The organism is Bacillus coahuilensis m4-4, assembly GCF_000171615.1.
GTDB lineage: Bacteria > Bacillota > Bacilli > Bacillales > Bacillaceae_K > Bacillus_T > Bacillus_T coahuilensis.
This window is the reverse complement of the sequence record NZ_ABFU01000032.1, coordinates 1-15,283: the sequence shown is the minus strand read 5'-3', so window position 1 is coordinate 15,283 and position 15,283 is coordinate 1. Positions and strand designations below refer to the sequence as shown.

The 15,283-nt window shown below is 35.3% G+C and carries 19 protein-coding genes and 4 pseudogenes; 8 read left to right on the top strand and 15 right to left on the bottom strand.

Annotated features, from left to right (window positions below):
• Positions 1-211 precede the first annotated feature (211 nt).
• The 6 genes from M44_RS28070 to M44_RS08665 all read right to left on the bottom strand — a co-directional run bounded on the left by M44_RS28070 (position 212) and on the right by M44_RS08665 (position 4,312).
• Positions 212-523 carry an FAD-dependent oxidoreductase gene (locus M44_RS28070; protein ID WP_237705243.1) on the bottom strand — a complete coding sequence of 104 codons (312 nt, stop codon included), beginning with the start codon at positions 521-523 and terminating at the stop codon, positions 212-214.
• A 10-nt stretch (positions 524-533) separates the two neighbouring features.
• A complete protein-coding gene (locus M44_RS28065; protein WP_237705242.1) occupies positions 534-1,250 on the bottom strand; it encodes an NAD(P)/FAD-dependent oxidoreductase in 717 nt (238 codons plus the stop codon).
• 114 nt (positions 1,251-1,364) lie between these two features.
• The gene (locus M44_RS08680) at positions 1,365-2,816 is read right to left on the bottom strand and encodes an alanine/glycine:cation symporter family protein (protein ID WP_029326806.1); all 1,452 of its coding nucleotides are present in this window, start codon (positions 2,814-2,816) and stop codon (positions 1,365-1,367) included.
• Positions 2,817-3,078: 262 nt separating this feature from the next.
• Entirely contained in the window at positions 3,079-3,360 is a 282-nt protein-coding gene (locus M44_RS08675) for a DUF1292 domain-containing protein (RefSeq protein WP_010172737.1), read from the bottom strand.
• Between the two features lie 73 nt (positions 3,361-3,433).
• Positions 3,434-4,015 carry an LOG family protein gene (locus M44_RS08670; RefSeq protein ID WP_010172736.1) on the bottom strand — a complete coding sequence of 194 codons (582 nt, stop codon included), beginning with the start codon at positions 4,013-4,015 and terminating at the stop codon, positions 3,434-3,436.
• A 9-nt stretch (positions 4,016-4,024) separates the two neighbouring features.
• Positions 4,025-4,312: a DUF6509 family protein gene (locus M44_RS08665; protein WP_010172735.1), complete on the bottom strand. Its 288-nt coding sequence runs from the start codon at positions 4,310-4,312 to the stop codon at positions 4,025-4,027.
• A gap of 93 nt (positions 4,313-4,405) precedes the next feature.
• Between M44_RS08665 and M44_RS21705 the strand changes: the two are divergent.
• A pseudogene (locus M44_RS21705) lies at positions 4,406-4,695 on the top strand (hypothetical protein).
• Between the two features lie 18 nt (positions 4,696-4,713).
• On the opposite strand, the gene M44_RS08655 reads toward M44_RS21705, so the two are convergent.
• A complete protein-coding gene (locus M44_RS08655) occupies positions 4,714-5,025 on the bottom strand; it encodes a hypothetical protein (protein ID WP_010172733.1) in 312 nt (103 codons plus the stop codon).
• 117 nt (positions 5,026-5,142) lie between these two features.
• Positions 5,143-5,896: pseudogene (locus M44_RS21700) on the bottom strand (exodeoxyribonuclease III).
• A gap of 172 nt (positions 5,897-6,068) precedes the next feature.
• On the opposite strand from M44_RS21700, the gene M44_RS28870 reads away from it, so the two are divergent.
• Positions 6,069-6,200, top strand: coding sequence for a hypothetical protein (locus M44_RS28870; protein WP_010172729.1), 132 nt, complete (start codon positions 6,069-6,071; stop codon positions 6,198-6,200).
• Positions 6,201-6,242: 42 nt separating this feature from the next.
• On the opposite strand, the pseudogene M44_RS21695 reads toward M44_RS28870, so the two are convergent.
• A pseudogene (locus tag M44_RS21695) lies at positions 6,243-7,078 on the bottom strand (CAP domain-containing protein).
• A 190-nt stretch (positions 7,079-7,268) separates the two neighbouring features.
• On the opposite strand from M44_RS21695, the gene M44_RS21690 reads away from it, so the two are divergent.
• From M44_RS21690 to M44_RS08620, 3 genes are read left to right on the top strand one after another with little or no spacing between them, the layout of a single operon-like run.
• Positions 7,269-8,327 (top strand): DUF3900 domain-containing protein, encoded by a 1,059-nt coding sequence (locus tag M44_RS21690; RefSeq protein ID WP_010172726.1) that lies wholly within the window; start codon positions 7,269-7,271, stop codon positions 8,325-8,327.
• A 12-nt stretch (positions 8,328-8,339) separates the two neighbouring features.
• Positions 8,340-8,987, top strand: coding sequence for an MtnX-like HAD-IB family phosphatase (locus M44_RS08625; protein WP_010172725.1), 648 nt, complete (start codon positions 8,340-8,342; stop codon positions 8,985-8,987).
• Complete coding sequence (locus M44_RS08620) at positions 8,987-10,027, top strand: iron-containing alcohol dehydrogenase family protein (protein WP_010172724.1); 1,041 nt, start codon at positions 8,987-8,989, stop codon at positions 10,025-10,027. Before M44_RS08625 ends, M44_RS08620 begins: the two co-directional genes overlap by 1 nt.
• Before the next feature lie 221 nt (positions 10,028-10,248).
• On the opposite strand, the gene M44_RS27630 is transcribed toward M44_RS08620, so the two are convergent.
• The 6 genes and pseudogenes from M44_RS27630 to M44_RS08595 form a co-directional block, all read right to left on the bottom strand.
• On the bottom strand, positions 10,249-10,536 hold the full coding sequence (locus M44_RS27630) for a glycosyltransferase (protein WP_010172723.1): 288 nt from the start codon (positions 10,534-10,536) through the stop codon (positions 10,249-10,251).
• Positions 10,436-10,723, bottom strand: coding sequence for a glycosyltransferase (locus tag M44_RS29900; RefSeq protein WP_420167102.1), 288 nt, complete (start codon positions 10,721-10,723; stop codon positions 10,436-10,438). The genes M44_RS27630 and M44_RS29900 overlap by 101 nt, the downstream gene beginning before the upstream one ends.
• A complete protein-coding gene (locus M44_RS27620) occupies positions 10,705-11,094 on the bottom strand; it encodes a glycosyltransferase (protein ID WP_010172722.1) in 390 nt (129 codons plus the stop codon). Before M44_RS27620 ends, M44_RS29900 begins: the two co-directional genes overlap by 19 nt.
• A gap of 20 nt (positions 11,095-11,114) precedes the next feature.
• The gene (locus tag M44_RS27615; protein WP_010172720.1) at positions 11,115-11,330 is read right to left on the bottom strand and encodes a hypothetical protein; all 216 of its coding nucleotides are present in this window, start codon (positions 11,328-11,330) and stop codon (positions 11,115-11,117) included.
• 3 nt (positions 11,331-11,333) lie between these two features.
• Positions 11,334-12,481, bottom strand: a pseudogene (locus M44_RS21680) (NAD-dependent epimerase/dehydratase family protein).
• 249 nt (positions 12,482-12,730) lie between these two features.
• Positions 12,731-13,168, bottom strand: a complete 438-nt coding sequence (locus tag M44_RS08595) for a peptidylprolyl isomerase (protein WP_010172716.1) — start codon at positions 13,166-13,168, stop codon at positions 12,731-12,733.
• 408 nt (positions 13,169-13,576) lie between these two features.
• Between M44_RS08595 and M44_RS08590 the strand changes: the two genes are divergently transcribed.
• The 3 genes from M44_RS08590 (at position 13,577) to M44_RS08580 (ending at position 15,229) form a co-directional block, all read left to right on the top strand.
• A complete protein-coding gene (locus M44_RS08590; RefSeq protein ID WP_010172714.1) occupies positions 13,577-14,320 on the top strand; it encodes an HD-GYP domain-containing protein in 744 nt (247 codons plus the stop codon).
• 154 nt (positions 14,321-14,474) lie between these two features.
• Entirely contained in the window at positions 14,475-14,609 is a 135-nt protein-coding gene (locus M44_RS28865; protein ID WP_010172713.1) for a hypothetical protein, read from the top strand.
• A 77-nt stretch (positions 14,610-14,686) separates the two neighbouring features.
• Positions 14,687-15,229, top strand: a complete 543-nt coding sequence (locus tag M44_RS08580; RefSeq protein WP_010172711.1) for a thioredoxin family protein — start codon at positions 14,687-14,689, stop codon at positions 15,227-15,229.
• Positions 15,230-15,283 lie beyond the last annotated feature (54 nt).

Below are 15,283 nucleotides of genomic sequence, written 5' to 3'. Positions count from 1 at the left end.
TTTCTATCCTAATATACGGTATAAATAGACAATGGTTTCAATTGTTGACAAGAATTTCTATCTGTTACAATAGAGATCATACGCTTCATGATACCCATTAGTGATGAGTTCTTTTACTATTTTTGCAAATACCATGCTATATACAATTCCATTATCACCATACGCATATAAGTAGTACCAATTTTTATTCTCCTTTATCATAGGGAGTCCGTCATGAGATCCACCATAAAAAAGCTGCAACTTCAAAATCAGGCTCTGTTTTAATTGATGGAAATCGTTTATTAATTTCTTCTCTAAGTAATTCCATTTTATGTTTCATTTTACTATCTCTCTCTAGAGGATTGGATGTTTCTTCATCAAGTCCACCGATAATGATTCTGTTATCATTAGTGGTTCTCATGTAGATATAAGGCCTTGCCGTTTCCCAAATTAATTCTCTTTGATCCCAGGTGTTAAGGTTTTCTATTGGTTTAGTCGTTAACGTATAAGTAGTAGAAATAGTGGCGTTTTTTTCATTTCTCATTTCCACTCCTTCATATCCGCCGGCCACAATTACTTTTTTCGTCTTTTATAGAGTGTTTTGTTTTTGTATGTAAAATAGTTCTCTCATTAGAGCATTCTTTCCCATTCAGTTCCGTCTGCTCAAATACTTTAACTCCACTTTCTACGCATTTTTCTATCAGGGCAAGTGTATATTTTAATGGATTTATCTCTCCATCGTCATAACAATATAAAGCCATATGAGTAGGAAGGCTATATAAATTAAGTTGATTCTGATCTTCAACTAATTGAACATTAAAATCATGTTTACTAAGAAAATGAAAATCAGCTCGTAACAAATCTTCATCCTTCTTTTCAGAGGCATAGTAAATGCTATTTCTCGTACAATGTTCCACATTGGTGGTTAAGGATTGACATATCGTACGAATAGTTGAAATAGCATCCCTACAAAGCTTCGTATGTTGAATGGCCAAATCTTCACCAAATGAGTTGACCAATTCATGAAGCATTTTATCCCCTAAGTACTGAAGGAGAGCTGTGTTTACGCTAGTACTTCCAGCTCCAATTTTCCTCTTATCAATTAAAACAACAGATAATCCACTATCTTTTAAAAGATACGCACATTGAGCACCTGTTACCCCACCTCCAATGATACAAATATCACATTCTATATCTTCCGATAATAGTGGGTAGTTAGGTTTCTGCTTAACTGTAGATGACCAATAGCTCTCACCAGTGTATAAATCCATAAATATCGTACTCCTATTTGTTATTGTCTAGTTTCCTTTCTAGTTTTTCCTAACAGAGTATGAATAACCACCACAACATAACAAAAAAGCCCAACCGAAGTTGGACTCAAAAGGTTATGAAACATTTTCTTTTTGATCTTTATATTCACTTTCCCAATAGTCTGCATTTTTAATGCCTAATGAAACGGGATCAAATACTGGATCTTTACCTTCTTTTTTCTGTCGCTCATAATCTTTTAGAGCCGTTAGAGCTGGTTTAGCTAATAGTAAGATTGCCACCAAGTTTAACCAAACCATCACACCTAAACCAACATCCCCTAATGCCCAGGCTAGTTTTGCTTCATTAGTTGCTCCGTAAAACGTAGCTGCGAGCAATACCAATTTTAAACCAAACATAGCCCATTTATTTCCTTTACGTACCAAGTAAGCAATGTTTGTTTCAGCAATATAGTAGTACGCCATAATTGTCGTAAAGGCAAAGAAGAACAATGAAACAGCTACAAAACTAGCCCCGAATCCAGGGAAAACACTTTCGACAGCTGCTTGTGTATAACCAGGACCAGCTTCAACCCCTGATAAATTTTCAACCATCATGTTCCCCTCAGGAACCTCAACATTGTACATGCCTGTAAATAAAATCATAAAGGCAGTAGCTGAACATACAAGAAGAGTATCAATATACACAGAAAAGGCTTGAACTAACCCTTGTTTAGCCGGGTGGGATACTTCCGCTGCCGCAGCGGCATGAGGTCCAGTCCCTTGTCCTGCTTCGTTAGAGTATATCCCTCGTTTTACACCCCAAGCAATCGCAGCCCCAACAATACCACCAAAAGCAGAATCAAATGCAAATGCACTTCGAATAATTAGACCAAAAACTGCTGGTAACTCTGTAATATTAAAAGCAATAATCAATAGTGAAACTAGGATATAACCTAATGCCATAAACGGAACGACATATGAAGCAACCGTTGCAATACGCTTAATACCACCAAAAATGATGATACCAATTAGTGCAACTAAGATAATACCAGTAACTGTCGTGCTTAAATTAAAGGCATTCTCAAGACCTATTGCAATGGAGTTTGACTGGATACCAGGCATTAATAAGCTCATGGCCACAACTGCTGCAATGGCGAATAGAACAGCAAACCACTTCCAACCTATACCTTTCTCTATGTAGTAGGCTGGCCCCCCTCGATATTGCCCATCTTGTTTCACTTTGTAGATTTGTGCCAATGTCGATTCAATAAAGGCACTGGATGCCCCTATAAAAGCAATCGTCCACATCCAGAATACAGCTCCAGGACCTCCAAATGCGATCGCCGTTGCCGTACCCGCAATATTCCCTGTCCCAACACGTCCAGAAAGCGAAACGGCTAATGCCTGAAATGAAGAAACTCCTGCACTGGAACTTTTTCCTTGAAATGTTAACGTGAACATATCCTTAAACAATCGTACCTGTAAAAAGCGTGTTAATACGGTAAATAAAAGACCTATTGCTAAAATAATGTAAATCACTGGTGTGCTCCATAGCACGTCGTTTATATTTCCTATAAACTTTCCAATCGTTTTCCCCCTCTTTTGCTTGTTTACTTTCTTTTTTAAAAGTATATACAATAAATGTAGAATATTCAAAATAATTATAAAATAATTTTTCAATAATAAATAGACGCTGTTAAACAGGGCTCCTAGATTTAGGAAAAAGACTACCAGTTAAGAGGGAATCTTTATCATTTTACATAAAATAGTAGCTAGGAGTTAACAGAAATCAACCATACTCTTAAAAAAGCCGAGAAAAAAAGCCGTCTTTTTGACGACTTTTTTTCAGCTACTCTTGAACTTTCTGCTCTTCCTTAAAGTATTCATCAAATGCTTGAGAAACTTGATCAAACTCTTCGTCTGTCTCAATCATTGAGAGATCTCCTTCTTCATCTAACTTTAGAATAAACATGTCAATGTCTTCTTCTGTATCTTCTTCAAGATCTTCAACAAAACTTACAGCTGCGTAATGTTCTCCATTTAGTTCTAATAATCCCATTACTTCTACTTCTTGTTCTTGACCTTCATCGTCACTAATTGTAAACACTTCGCCAATTTGGATTTCTTCCATTTTTACGTCCTCCTTGTAAATCTTCTTTACACACAAGCTCATTATGACAGTAAATACTCGTGTGTTCAACTTCCTACGTTTGATCAAGATCTAACACTTTTTCTGTGCTTGGTGTTGAAGAAGACAGCAATTGCTCTAATAGAGGATATGGTGATTGATCTACTTTAACAAACTCTCTCATTTGGGCATCTAAGAAGCCTGTATCTACCATCTGATTAAATAATTGAATTAGCGGGTCATAATATTGTTCAACATTTAATAATCCAAATGGACAATGATGAATTCCTAATTGTGACCATGTAAAAACTTCAACAAACTCTTCAAGTGTTCCAGGTCCTCCAGGAAGAGCAATGAACCCATCTGCTAACTCAACCATCTTTGCTTTACGCTCATGCATGGAATCTACAACTATTAACTCAGTTAGCGCAGGATGTGCTATTTCTCTATCATTTAATAGATGGGGAATCACCCCAATAACCTTACCCCCATTCGTTAAAACAGAATTTGCTACTTCTCCCATTAATCCAACGGATGCACCCCCGTATACTAGAGAAATCTTTCTTCTTGCTAACTCTTTACCTAACTCAATAGCCGCTTCCTTATAGGCAGGATTTAAGCCAGAGCGAGAACCGCAAAAAACTGCTACGTGCTTCATCTAAGGCCTCTATTCATTTGGTAGATTTTCTACACAATAGTGAAGTATCTGTTCCACTTCTTCCTCTTCTAGATCAAAATCTAGATATCTATTTGTAGATTCCTCAATAAAATGAGATTGAACGATTCTATTAGAGACCCCATCTACTAATAGAATGGCTTTAATATACACGCCATTTTCAGTATAGAGTTCATCCTCTTCTGGTACATCTATTGAAAGAATATATTCATATCGGTCGCCAGTTAAAATTCCTGTCGGATCCGTTAATTTTTCTACAGTATGTTTTATTATTTCCACGTTTATCAATCCTTTACTCTTAAATTTATTCTTGTGTTATAGTAGAAGTTGCATTGGAAAAGGAGTTGCATTGGAAAAGGAGCTGTATTAGAAATGAACTCGAAAGAATTGGAACAAAAGATTATAGAAAATTATCAAAAAGATGAGACCATGATGATTTTTAATTTTTTGCACAGTGGTGCACAAATCATTCTCTTAATCCTACCAAATTATACAAATTGGCTTATCCTTTTCAAGAAACGCATAGTTTAAATCAAGCGATTTCCCTTACGGTACCGAAAGAAGAAGCAGGACACATCGCCACGGATACGGTGATTAATGTATTGTCGTTATTTGGTAACGATGAATTAGCAGAAATTGTTTCATCATATGGTCATCTATAAGAGAAGCTTAGGTAGATCCTACGCTTCTTTCGTAACCGTCATTAACTGATCTATATAATTAGTCACGATTTCTGATACTTGTCGAATAGTCATCTCTTCTTTAATGGTATGTAAAGATGCTATTGAAACATTCACATCTAAAAATCCTTCTCCATCATCGTACATAACGTTAAAATTACCTTGTACCGTATTTTGTAAATAGTCTTTAACGTTTTGTGTATGCTTTTTCTTTACTGGAAGTCCAACTAAAATAGTATAAGTACTAAACACTTCATCCCATTCCAAAACAAAGCCTTTTATCTCATTCTCCTGATCACTTTCAAGATACACATACTCATCTTTTCTTTTTTTTAAAATTAGATAAGGTTTCTGCTATATTTATCCCATTTATTATCTCTTCATCATTTTCTTTTAAATAAGTAAATATTTTCATCTTGTTCATCCTTTCTACTTGGAAAGCTCTAATACTATTGGACAGTGATCACTACCATATACATGATCATGAATATCAGAATTGGATATAGTATTCATGAAACTAGTTGATACGATAAAGTAATCAATTCTCCAGCCAATATTTCGTTCTCGGACACCTTTCATATAGGACCACCACGTGAACTGATCATCTCTTGCAGGATTAAAATAGCGATAAGTATCTGTAAACCCAAGATCAAGTAATCCATTCATCTTCTCTCTCTCTACTTGAGTAAATCCAGAATTCCCTTGATTGGCACGGTCGTTTTTAACATCTAGTTCTGTATGAGCTACATTCAAATCTCCACAAAAAATAACTGGTTTCTTTTGATTCAACTTATCTAAGTAACCTTGGACTAAATCTTCCCATTCCAATCTTTCTTCCAATCGAGATAAATCTCGTTTTGAGTTGGGGGTATACATGGTCACTACATAAAAATCACTAAATTCCAGCGTAATCATTCTTCCCTCGGAATTCCGTTCTTCATCCATTCCATATGTAACCTTTAATGGCTTACTTTTTGTAAATATAGCCGTACCTGAATAGTCCTTTTTTTTCTGCATAGTTCCAATATTGATAATATCCTGGTAAATCTAATTCAATTTGCCCGTATTGTACTTTTGTTTCTTGTAGGCAAAATATATCTGCATCCACATCTTTAAAATAGTTTAAAAAACCTTTGCGTACACACGCTCTAATGCCATTTACGTTCCAAGAAACTATTCTCATTTTCTTTATAAAGATCCTTTCTATTTTGCCTATTTAACCTTACTTACTATACCATAATTATGTACTAATGGCTCCATTGATCGCTTATGATAATGGAAGTTCACGTTCTATTTCACCAATTTACAGTGTTTGCATATTGTATGTTAACAAGTAATGTTAGGATGTGGTTCATTTGAATCAAGATGAAAGAACTCTTCAAACATTAGATGAATTATGCGATGTATTGGAATCCAATTGGATATATTGGCTAGAGGCAAGTATTTTTGGAGGATTAATTGTAGGGTTTTTATGGACCATGTTTTAAACGAATATACCAAAAAAAAGTGGAGTAAGGACTCCACTTTTTCTATTTCCCAATAAACATTTGCGTCCAATAATTCCCAGCTTCATTATACCCTACACCGATATGAGTAAAGTCAGCTTTTAGAATATTGGCACGGTGACCTTCACTATTCATCCAGGCATTCACCACTTCTTCTGCGCTTTTTTGACCCTGAGCAATATTTTCTCCTGCTGTGTTATAGCTCACCCCAAAGTCACGCATCATATCAAAAGGCGAACCATAGGTTGGGCTCGTATGGGAAAAGTAATTCTTTGGTACATATCCTCTGATTTGGTTTGTGCTACATTGCTTAATTTTACATCTGCTTGTAAGTCAGATAAACCATTCTTTCTTCTTTCGGCATTCGTCAGATCGATTACTTGTTGTTCTATAGAGCTAATTCCTTCTTTTGATCCTTCATCAGCTGCTGGTTTTTCTGCTGTTTCTTGTGGTTTTTGCTGTGTCGTTTGGTTGGTTTCCGCTGGAGTTGGTTGCTTAGCTGTTTCAGGCTGCTGTTTGGTTGTAGTTGGTTCTTTTCCTGGTGTCACAGCTTTCTCTCTTCCAGTTTCTTTTGAACGCTGAATAATATTAAAATTGACATTAGGGTCTAAATTATTGATTTGTTCTTGCGTGATCTCTGTGTAATCTCCTGTTCCAGGATCAATTTTATAAAATTTATATTTCGCATTTTGTACTTTAACTGCTTTCGTATGTGGGTAGTGATTACTATCTGTATTTGTGCTTGCATTAGAGATATTATCCATAGGATCGGAGTCATTTTTATAGGCTGTATCATCACCGTTACATGCACTTAGTAATACAAGAATGGATAGGGCAGTTGCTGCTAATTTTATCTTCATGTTTTTCCTCCTGCTTAAATTCTGGTAGTACCTTTGTAGTATTTACAGTGCTACATATTTAATAGCTGGTAAATGAATGAGAATATGGTCAAAAACAGGTAGAAACAAAAATTTGACCCTTTAGGTTGTTAATTCTATACTTGAATAGACTAAATAGAGTGAGGAAATAACATGGACTTTACTATTAATTTTGCTTCATTTTTTGTTTATCTCAGTTGATGGAAAAGGTGAAAATTCCGAGAAAAAATATAAGCACTTTCAAACATTAGATCACAGTGAATATGAGCATAGTGCACTAAAAGAATTTCTTGATGGAGAATTAGTGAAAATTGTCAAGAGAAAAGTGGAGCGTCATCCTAAGAATGAACAGGTACCAACCAAGCTTGGCTATTTTGCAGTTGAGCCTGAATATAACTTAGATTCTAACTCCAATTTCAATATGTTTCAAAAGTCGCGACAGTCCATTTCCAAAGAAGAATTTTTAGAAAATGCTCTTACCTTTGTTCAAGCTTACATTGATGCAAGTGCAGTAAGGGGCGGAGCATTTATTGTTTTAACAGCCACACTCAAAAAGTATTTTGATGAGTCCTTTGTATTTATTTTAAAATGCGACTTTGAACCAAAGGTAGCTTCGATCTCAGATGAGGCTACTATTATTAAGCATGTAGAAATGGCCATAACCACAAAGAATATGAAAAGTATCCAATATCCCTATATGCCTGAAGAAGGAATTATTGAAGTTAGCGAAGTAAAAATACATCAAGCTTCACACGCTAGGTATTTTGAGGACTTTTTGAAATATGTTGAATATGGTGAACCCATGCCCACTATTGTAAAGAATCAATTATTAGAAATGGTGTACGAGCATGTCTCTGAAACAACGGAAGAAAATAGTGAGGAAAGAATTCAATTTGAAAAAGATCTTGAGGTTTGGGAAACGATAAGTGAAGAACGCACAATCCAAGAAAAACTGTCAACAGAACAAGTGAAGGAAGCTAGTAATCGACTGGTTGAACAAACACCAGATCTGGAAATTAATTTAACCATTGGTCAATCTAAGATTAAATCTCTTCTATCGGAATTTGGTGAAACATTACATATTGGAAAATTAATAATCGATATGTGTTACTCATTGATTCAGATCAAATTCAGTTTGAGAAAGGGTATTCACCTATTGAATTTCATAGACCCGACCAACTTCAATCCATTGTCGAAAAAATTAACGGAAAATGCATTTAAAGATGAGTAAAGGAGGAGTACGATGAAGAATTGGGCATTTGTATCCGATTTCGATGGCACGATTTCTCAAAAGGATTTTTACCGATTAGTGATTGAAAAATATTATAAAGAAGGTGACAAGAAATACGAAGACTGGCAGGGTGGACACATAAAAGATATTGATTTTCTATCAGAAGTCTTTCGTAATATTCATCAGCCAGAGGAAATGATCTCACAGGATGTATTGTCTTTACCACTTGACCCTAGTTTTGTACCTCTTGTACAAAAAGTACAACAAGCCGGAGGAGACTTTTTCATATTAAGCGCGGGTACGGATTATTATATTCACAAGATCTTAAATCATTTAGAAATTGAAAATGTAAAAGTATTTTCAAATGAAGGATATTTTGAAGAAAATAATGTAAAAATGAAGATTGATCCGAATGCTTGGCATTATTCAGAGCGCTACGGTATTGATAAATCTCTTGTTATTAAGAAATTAAAAGAACAGTATCAAACGGTGTATTTTGCCGGAGATAGTGAACCGGATTCACATCCCGCGGTTTTCGCAGATGTTACGTTTGCAAAAGATTCCTTGCAAACAATTCTTACTTCTAAACATGTACCATTTGAAGCGATAAACCATTTTGATGACATTATTGCCTATTTAAAAAACAATGAGGTTATATAATGCAAGCACCTATCACAAGTATTCCAATCCCATCTATATTAGAAATACAGTACGATACGATCCTAAAATTAGATGATATTATGAAAAAGCATCCATTCAAGGATATACTCATTTTAATGGATGAGTATTCGTACAAAACATATAGCTCGAGAATACAACATACGATTTCGAGTTTCTCCTATGATATGCTTGAATTATCTCCAGGTATGGATATAAAAGATCTTATCTCAAAGGCATTTGAATTAAAACGATATGATGCGGTTATGTCTATCGGTGGAGGAACGATTATTGATTACGGTAAATACATCGCATTTAGTAGACGAAGTCCATTTATAAGTATACCAACTTCACCTTCAAATGATGGATTTGCTAGTAGTAACTGCTCCTTGCTTATTGATGGAAAGAAAACAACTGTACCTGCACGAGTCCCTTACGGAATCATAGTAGATTTGAATATCATTAAAACGGCTCCATCTTCTTTCATTCTTGCTGGTGTCGGTGACTTGATGAGCAATATTACAGCATTATATGATTGGGAATTCGAAGAAAAGAATGGCAAAGGTCATGTTGATGCGTTTGCTTATATGTTAAGTAAAAAGGCAACCAATAGCTTCACACGTACTCCTATGACTGATTTACAAGATCCAATATTTTTAAAAGAGTTAATAAGTTCACTGACAATGGGTGGAATCTCTACGGCAATTAGTGGAAATAGTGCCCCAATTAGTGGGTCTGAACACTTAGTGTCACATGCCCTAGATAAATTAGGTAGATCTGAGATGATGCATGGTATTCAGGTTGGAATAGCAACCTATTTAATGGCACTCGTTCAAGAACACAGATCCGACAGAATGGTGAAAGTATTTACACGCACTGGTTTTTTTGATTATGTAAAAACCTTACAGATACCTAAGGCCCTTTTTATAGACGCAATAGACCTTGCTCCTAGCATTAAACCAACTAGATATACGTATTTACATGTACCGGAATATCAACAAAAAGACCAAAAACTTGATTGCATCGGATGCTATCTTCAATGAAATTCTTGTTTAACGAATAAGAGAGGGTGTTCAAAGCATACATATGAATGCTTTGAACACCCTCTTATTTTTTGATGGCTACATAGCCCTACAGGAACGGGACTTTGCTAAAAAAAGAGAGACTTCTTAAGATCGTATTCTGACAATTCTTCAAGTAAGTCTCCCTTCCTCTATTAAGTCGACATTTTTCTTTTTTGTTAAAATGAGTTGTTCGTAGTATCCTAAGAGTTGAGCTGCTTGATCACTCCACCGTTCTCTTTTGCTTCGCTTTCCGCATTCATAGAAATACGATTCATTAATTCTTCGTTATACATCTTTTCTAGTAAAGCATCCATACTACTTTCATCACTAGGATTAAACAAGATACCATTCACTCCATCTACTATTTGCTCTTGTGTAGGTCCACTTTTAGCAGCAATAACTGGGGTTCCAGATGCCATGGCTTCTAATATAACGAGTCCTAATGTTTCTGTTGTGGATGGAAAAATAAAAAGCATCAGAAGAAGCATAGGCTATTGCAAGCTCTTCTCCATGGAGAAAGCCTGTAAATACAACAGATTCGTGTTGAAATAATTTTTCTAAATCATTTCGTTCAGGACCATCACCGACAATAACTAAAACGATATTATCTTGCTTTTCAAGTAGCCTCTTGATTTTATGTATTTCTTTTTCAGCAGCTAGTCGACCAACATACAACAAGATTTTTTAGTCGGTGAATGGTTTGTGACGAGCTGACGCCACTTGATATCACGATGATGTCTCCCAAATTGATGTGTATTGACTCCTCTTTTCCAGTAGTGTACATTCTTAAAACGTTGTTCATTCAGTTCTTTTAATACACTTTGTGATGTACATAAATTCAAATCTGCTTGATTGTGCAATAATCTAAAGTACCACCACAGAATAGGTTTTGTCATACCTATCCTATAGTAATCAGCATATTTCGGGACATGTGTATGATAAGATGCAACAACCTTTATCTTTAATTTTTTTGCGTAAAATATACCAGCTGCCCCAATAAATACTGGATTAACGACGTGAACTATATCTGGACCGAAATCTTCCATTTACTTTTTTTATTTTTCTACTAGGCATGGCAAATTTTTTTAGATCGATACCACGGGATCTTTTTGGCGGGTATTCCCACTACTTTAATACCTTCAAAGGTTTCGACCCCTAGCTTCGGGGCAACGATTATTATTTCATGCCCTGCATCTTTTAACCATCTAATACTATGAGTCAACCTGGTCACAATGCCATCTGTAGAAGGTAAAAAGGTTTCTGTTATTACTAAGATTTTCATTGATTATTTCCACTTAACTGTTGGAAGTACATTTTCCGTAATAACTCGTTCCTTATGAGCTAAGACTGATTGTAATATTCCTTTAAGAACTTCGTCTGTTAATAAATTAGGTTCTAGTCCTAATTCTACTAGATTAGTATTAACCGCATGATAATAATGTTCCTCTTTTCAATCCGTGGATTCTCAATATGAGCGACGGTAGGAGTAAGACCTTCTTCAGTGGCGATTTTTCTTACACGTTCAGCTAAATCATTCATAGAGAAATATTCTGTAAATTGATTGAACACCCGGAATTCTCCTTTATCCGCTGGGTTGTTTGCCGCTATTTCAACACATCGAATAGTATCTTTAATGTTGAGAAAAGCCCTTGTTTGTTCTCCTGATCCATAAACGGTAATTTCATGCCCAATAGCTGCTTGAATTAAGAAACGATTAAGTGCTGTTCCAAATACTCCGTCGTAATCTAAACGGTTCACAAGTAACGGGTCCAATTCTGATTCATCTGTATGTAGTCCATAGACGATACCTTGATTTAAATCTGTCGCTCGTATGCCCCAAATTTTACAGGCAAACATGATATTATGACTATCATGTACCTTTGATAAATGATACATAGAGCCAGGTTGTTTTGGATAAGGAAGAATATCTTCTCTCCCGTTATGCTTAATTTTAATATAGCCCTCTTCAATATCAATATTGGGTGTACCGTATTCCCCCATCGTTCCTAGCTTAATTAAATGACATTCAGGTGCGCATTCTTTTATTGCATACAGAACATTTAACGTCCCAATAATATTATTGGACTGAGTGTATACGGCATGTTCACGGTCAATCATACTGTAAGGCGCAGATCTTTGTTCCCCAAAGTGAACGAAGGCCTCGGGCTCAGTTTGTCTAAATACTTCTCGTAAAAAATCATAGTGTGTTAAATCTCCGATGTAGCTTTTCATTTCTATGCCTGTCACTTCTTTAAATCTAGCTATACGGTCTTGTAAGCTCGCAATAGGAGTTAATGAATTAGAATGTAATTCGTCATCATATTTTCTTCTTACCAAATTATCTAGAATTGATACCTCATGACCTTGTTTTGCAAGATACATAGCTGTTGGCCATCCACAAAATCCATCTCCACCGGCAACGATTATTTTCACACTACTACCTCCCAATACAATATGTAAGCATGGACCACATGTCCATAGTATTATCATAATGGATAAGAAGTGGAGAATGCTAATGATAAGGCAAAAGATTACAAAGATTTAAAGTATTTTAAAATAATAACAGTATATTTTCACATTGGAAAAGGCCGTTTCGAATTGATGCTATTTCAGTGCGTTCAAATGTTTACTCGACAAAAAAACCTAGTAAAAGGTTGCCCTTTTTACTAGGTTTTTTAAAATTTATTCTTCGTGAACTTCAACAGTCTCCATAACGTCGCCGTTTTTCATTTCTAATACTGCGTCCATACCAGAAGTAACTTTACCAAATACCGTATGAACTCCATTTAAATGAGGCTGTGGTTCATGTACAATAAAGAACTGACTTCCACCAGTATCTTTACCTGCGTGTGCCATTGAAAGGGAACCTACTTCATGTTTATGAGGATTTCCTTCTGTTTCACATTTAATTGTATAACCTGGTCCACCAGTTCCTGTTCCAGTAGGGCATCCGCCTTGACTAACAAATCCTGGGATTACACGATGAAAAGTTAAACCGTTATAATAACCTTCATTTGCTAATTTTTCAAAGTTTGCTACTGTACCAGGTGCTTCATTTGGATATAATTCAAATTCTACTTTTTCTCCATTTTGTAGTATGATTGAACCTTTTTTCGCCATTACTTTCATCTCCTTATGTAAAATCAACTTTTATCATATCAAAAATCGATTTCTTAGTCCATTTACAGACATATTTTTACGTAAAATAATATTGACTAGTTTAGTTGTAGTATGTTAATCTAGTATAGCGATGAGCTGAATTGTGTAAGTCAATAAACACGCAATTTGCAATGTACTATGTGGAGTACAGTTTATTGCCTCAATTTTTCGTTGAAGCAGATGTCTGGATGACATCTGCTTCTTTATTTATACAACAACTAAGTCTTTATTCCCCCTTTCCTTACTATGTTATATCCTTCTAAATAACTATCTTCTCCTAATTATAAAATTCAAATTGTTCTAAATGAATTGGATAATTATACTATAGATATCCATATATAGTACGATTTTTCGAGAGGAGCAAAAGTCATGGAACAAGTAGAGATAAATTATGAGCTTATAGGACAAAAATTAGGTGAGGATATCTTCTCAAAGCAAGGTACGTTATTATTAAAAGCCGGAACGAAACTAACGGAATATCATATTAGCTTATTAAAAAATCATACCTTGGGTGAAAAGGTCCAAATCTTTACGGATATACCTCAATCAAAGTTTAAAAGTGAGCCCATTACCCTAAAGCCATATGAAGAATTGCTGAAATTAGTAGAGGAAGAATTTAACGAACTTATACATACCAACCGTTCAACCAATTTTCAATCATTGATCAAAAAAGTTTCACAAGTGTTACTAACTAGTATGCAAGATACAAACATCACGACAGTCATAGAGAAAAGAAAGAGTAATAATTATATCATTCAACATAGCTTAAATGTTTCTATACTATCTGCGATGATAGGTAAACTACTAGGTTATTCTAAAGAAGAGTGTATTTTAATTGGAAAAATGGGGTTATTTCATGATATTGGAATGCTTAAATTAAACGAATCTTTATTATCAAAGATAGAACTTACTAGAGAAGATAAGGAGCAGATCAAAACCCATACGGTATTGGGATACGATTTACTTAAAACGATTCCGTATATTCATCCATTAATCCCTCAAGCTTCGCTTTTACATCACGAAAGGATTAATGGTGGCGGATACCCAATGAAGTTTGTAGAATCAAAAATCCCATTTTTTTGTTCAAATTGTCAGTGTAGCGGATACCTTTAATGCTATATGTTCAGATCGCCCTCACACACCAGGAGCACCTTTTTATTATGCCGTACAAGAAGTCGTTAAAGAAGCGGAAGCCAACCAGTTAAACCCTGCTATCGTCGTTCCTTTTGTTCGCTATTTAATGCGTCAACAGTTAAGAGAATCTGTTATGTTAAGTAATAATCAAGAAGCGGAGATTGTCTTTATCCATGATCATGAGCCTCATTTGCCGTTGGTGAAAATTGGTGAGAATTATGTAGATTTACGAAAAGAACCTCATATCCGTCTAAAAACACCCGTTTAAGTCGTATGAAAATAATCGATACTTTCTATTGAACACCTTATACTTTGATTAGTAACTTGGAAAGGAATGGTATTGAAATGGCTAGAATAGAATCTACAATGGTACCACTAGGTACGAGAGCTCCTCAATTCGAATTAGTTGATTGTTTAACAGATCAACTCATTTCATTCTCTACCATTGCAGGTGAAAAAGGTACTGTCGTCATGTTCATCTGTAACCATTGCCCTTTTGTACTTCACACGATAGCAGGGATTGTTTCTTTAGCAAAGGAATATCGTTCAAAAGGAATTGGATTTATCGCTATTAATTCAAATGACATTGAACAATATCCTGCTGATTCTCCTGATAACATGAAAAACTTTGCTTCAAGCGAAGGATTTACCTTTCCATACGTATTTGATGAAACACAAGAAGTAGCTCATTCATATTCTGCTGCCTGTACTCCTGATTTCTTTGTATTTGATCATCATCATCATTTAGTGTACAGAGGTCAACTAGATGATTCTAGGCCAGGTAATGATCTACCTGTAAATGGACACTCTTTAAAGTCAGCATTGGAATGTATTATTCGTAACGAAGAAATTACGTTGGATCAAAACCAAGCATCGGATGTAATATAAAATGGAAGCCTGAAATTGCTCATTAAAAAGGAAGGGACCTCACCAAAGTGAGGC

Excerpts from the sequence above, each read along its gene's own strand:
- M44_RS28070 (WP_237705243.1), bottom strand. The coding sequence starts at position 523 with ATGAGAAATGAAAAAAACGCCACTATTTCTACTACTTATACGTTAACG.
- M44_RS28065 (WP_237705242.1), bottom strand. The coding sequence starts at position 1,250 with ATGGATTTATACACTGGTGAGAGCTATTGGTCATCTACAGTTAAGCAG.
- M44_RS08675 (WP_010172737.1), bottom strand. The coding sequence starts at position 3,360 with ATGGAAGAAATCCAAATTGGCGAAGTGTTTACAATTAGTGACGATGAA.
- M44_RS08670 (WP_010172736.1), bottom strand. The coding sequence starts at position 4,015 with ATGAAGCACGTAGCAGTTTTTTGCGGTTCTCGCTCTGGCTTAAATCCT.
- M44_RS08625 (WP_010172725.1), top strand. The coding sequence starts at position 8,340 with ATGAAGAATTGGGCATTTGTATCCGATTTCGATGGCACGATTTCTCAA.
- M44_RS08620 (WP_010172724.1), top strand. The coding sequence starts at position 8,987 with ATGCAAGCACCTATCACAAGTATTCCAATCCCATCTATATTAGAAATA.
- M44_RS27630 (WP_010172723.1), bottom strand. The coding sequence starts at position 10,536 with ATGCTTCTTCTGATGCTTTTTATTTTTCCATCCACAACAGAAACATTA.
- M44_RS27620 (WP_010172722.1), bottom strand. The coding sequence starts at position 11,094 with ATGGAAGATTTCGGTCCAGATATAGTTCACGTCGTTAATCCAGTATTT.
- M44_RS27615 (WP_010172720.1), bottom strand. The coding sequence starts at position 11,330 with ATGAAAATCTTAGTAATAACAGAAACCTTTTTACCTTCTACAGATGGC.
- M44_RS08595 (WP_010172716.1), bottom strand. The coding sequence starts at position 13,168 with ATGGCGAAAAAAGGTTCAATCATACTACAAAATGGAGAAAAAGTAGAA.
- M44_RS08590 (WP_010172714.1), top strand. The coding sequence starts at position 13,577 with ATGGAACAAGTAGAGATAAATTATGAGCTTATAGGACAAAAATTAGGT.
- M44_RS28865 (WP_010172713.1), top strand. The coding sequence starts at position 14,475 with ATGTTAAGTAATAATCAAGAAGCGGAGATTGTCTTTATCCATGATCAT.
- M44_RS08580 (WP_010172711.1), top strand. The coding sequence starts at position 14,687 with ATGGCTAGAATAGAATCTACAATGGTACCACTAGGTACGAGAGCTCCT.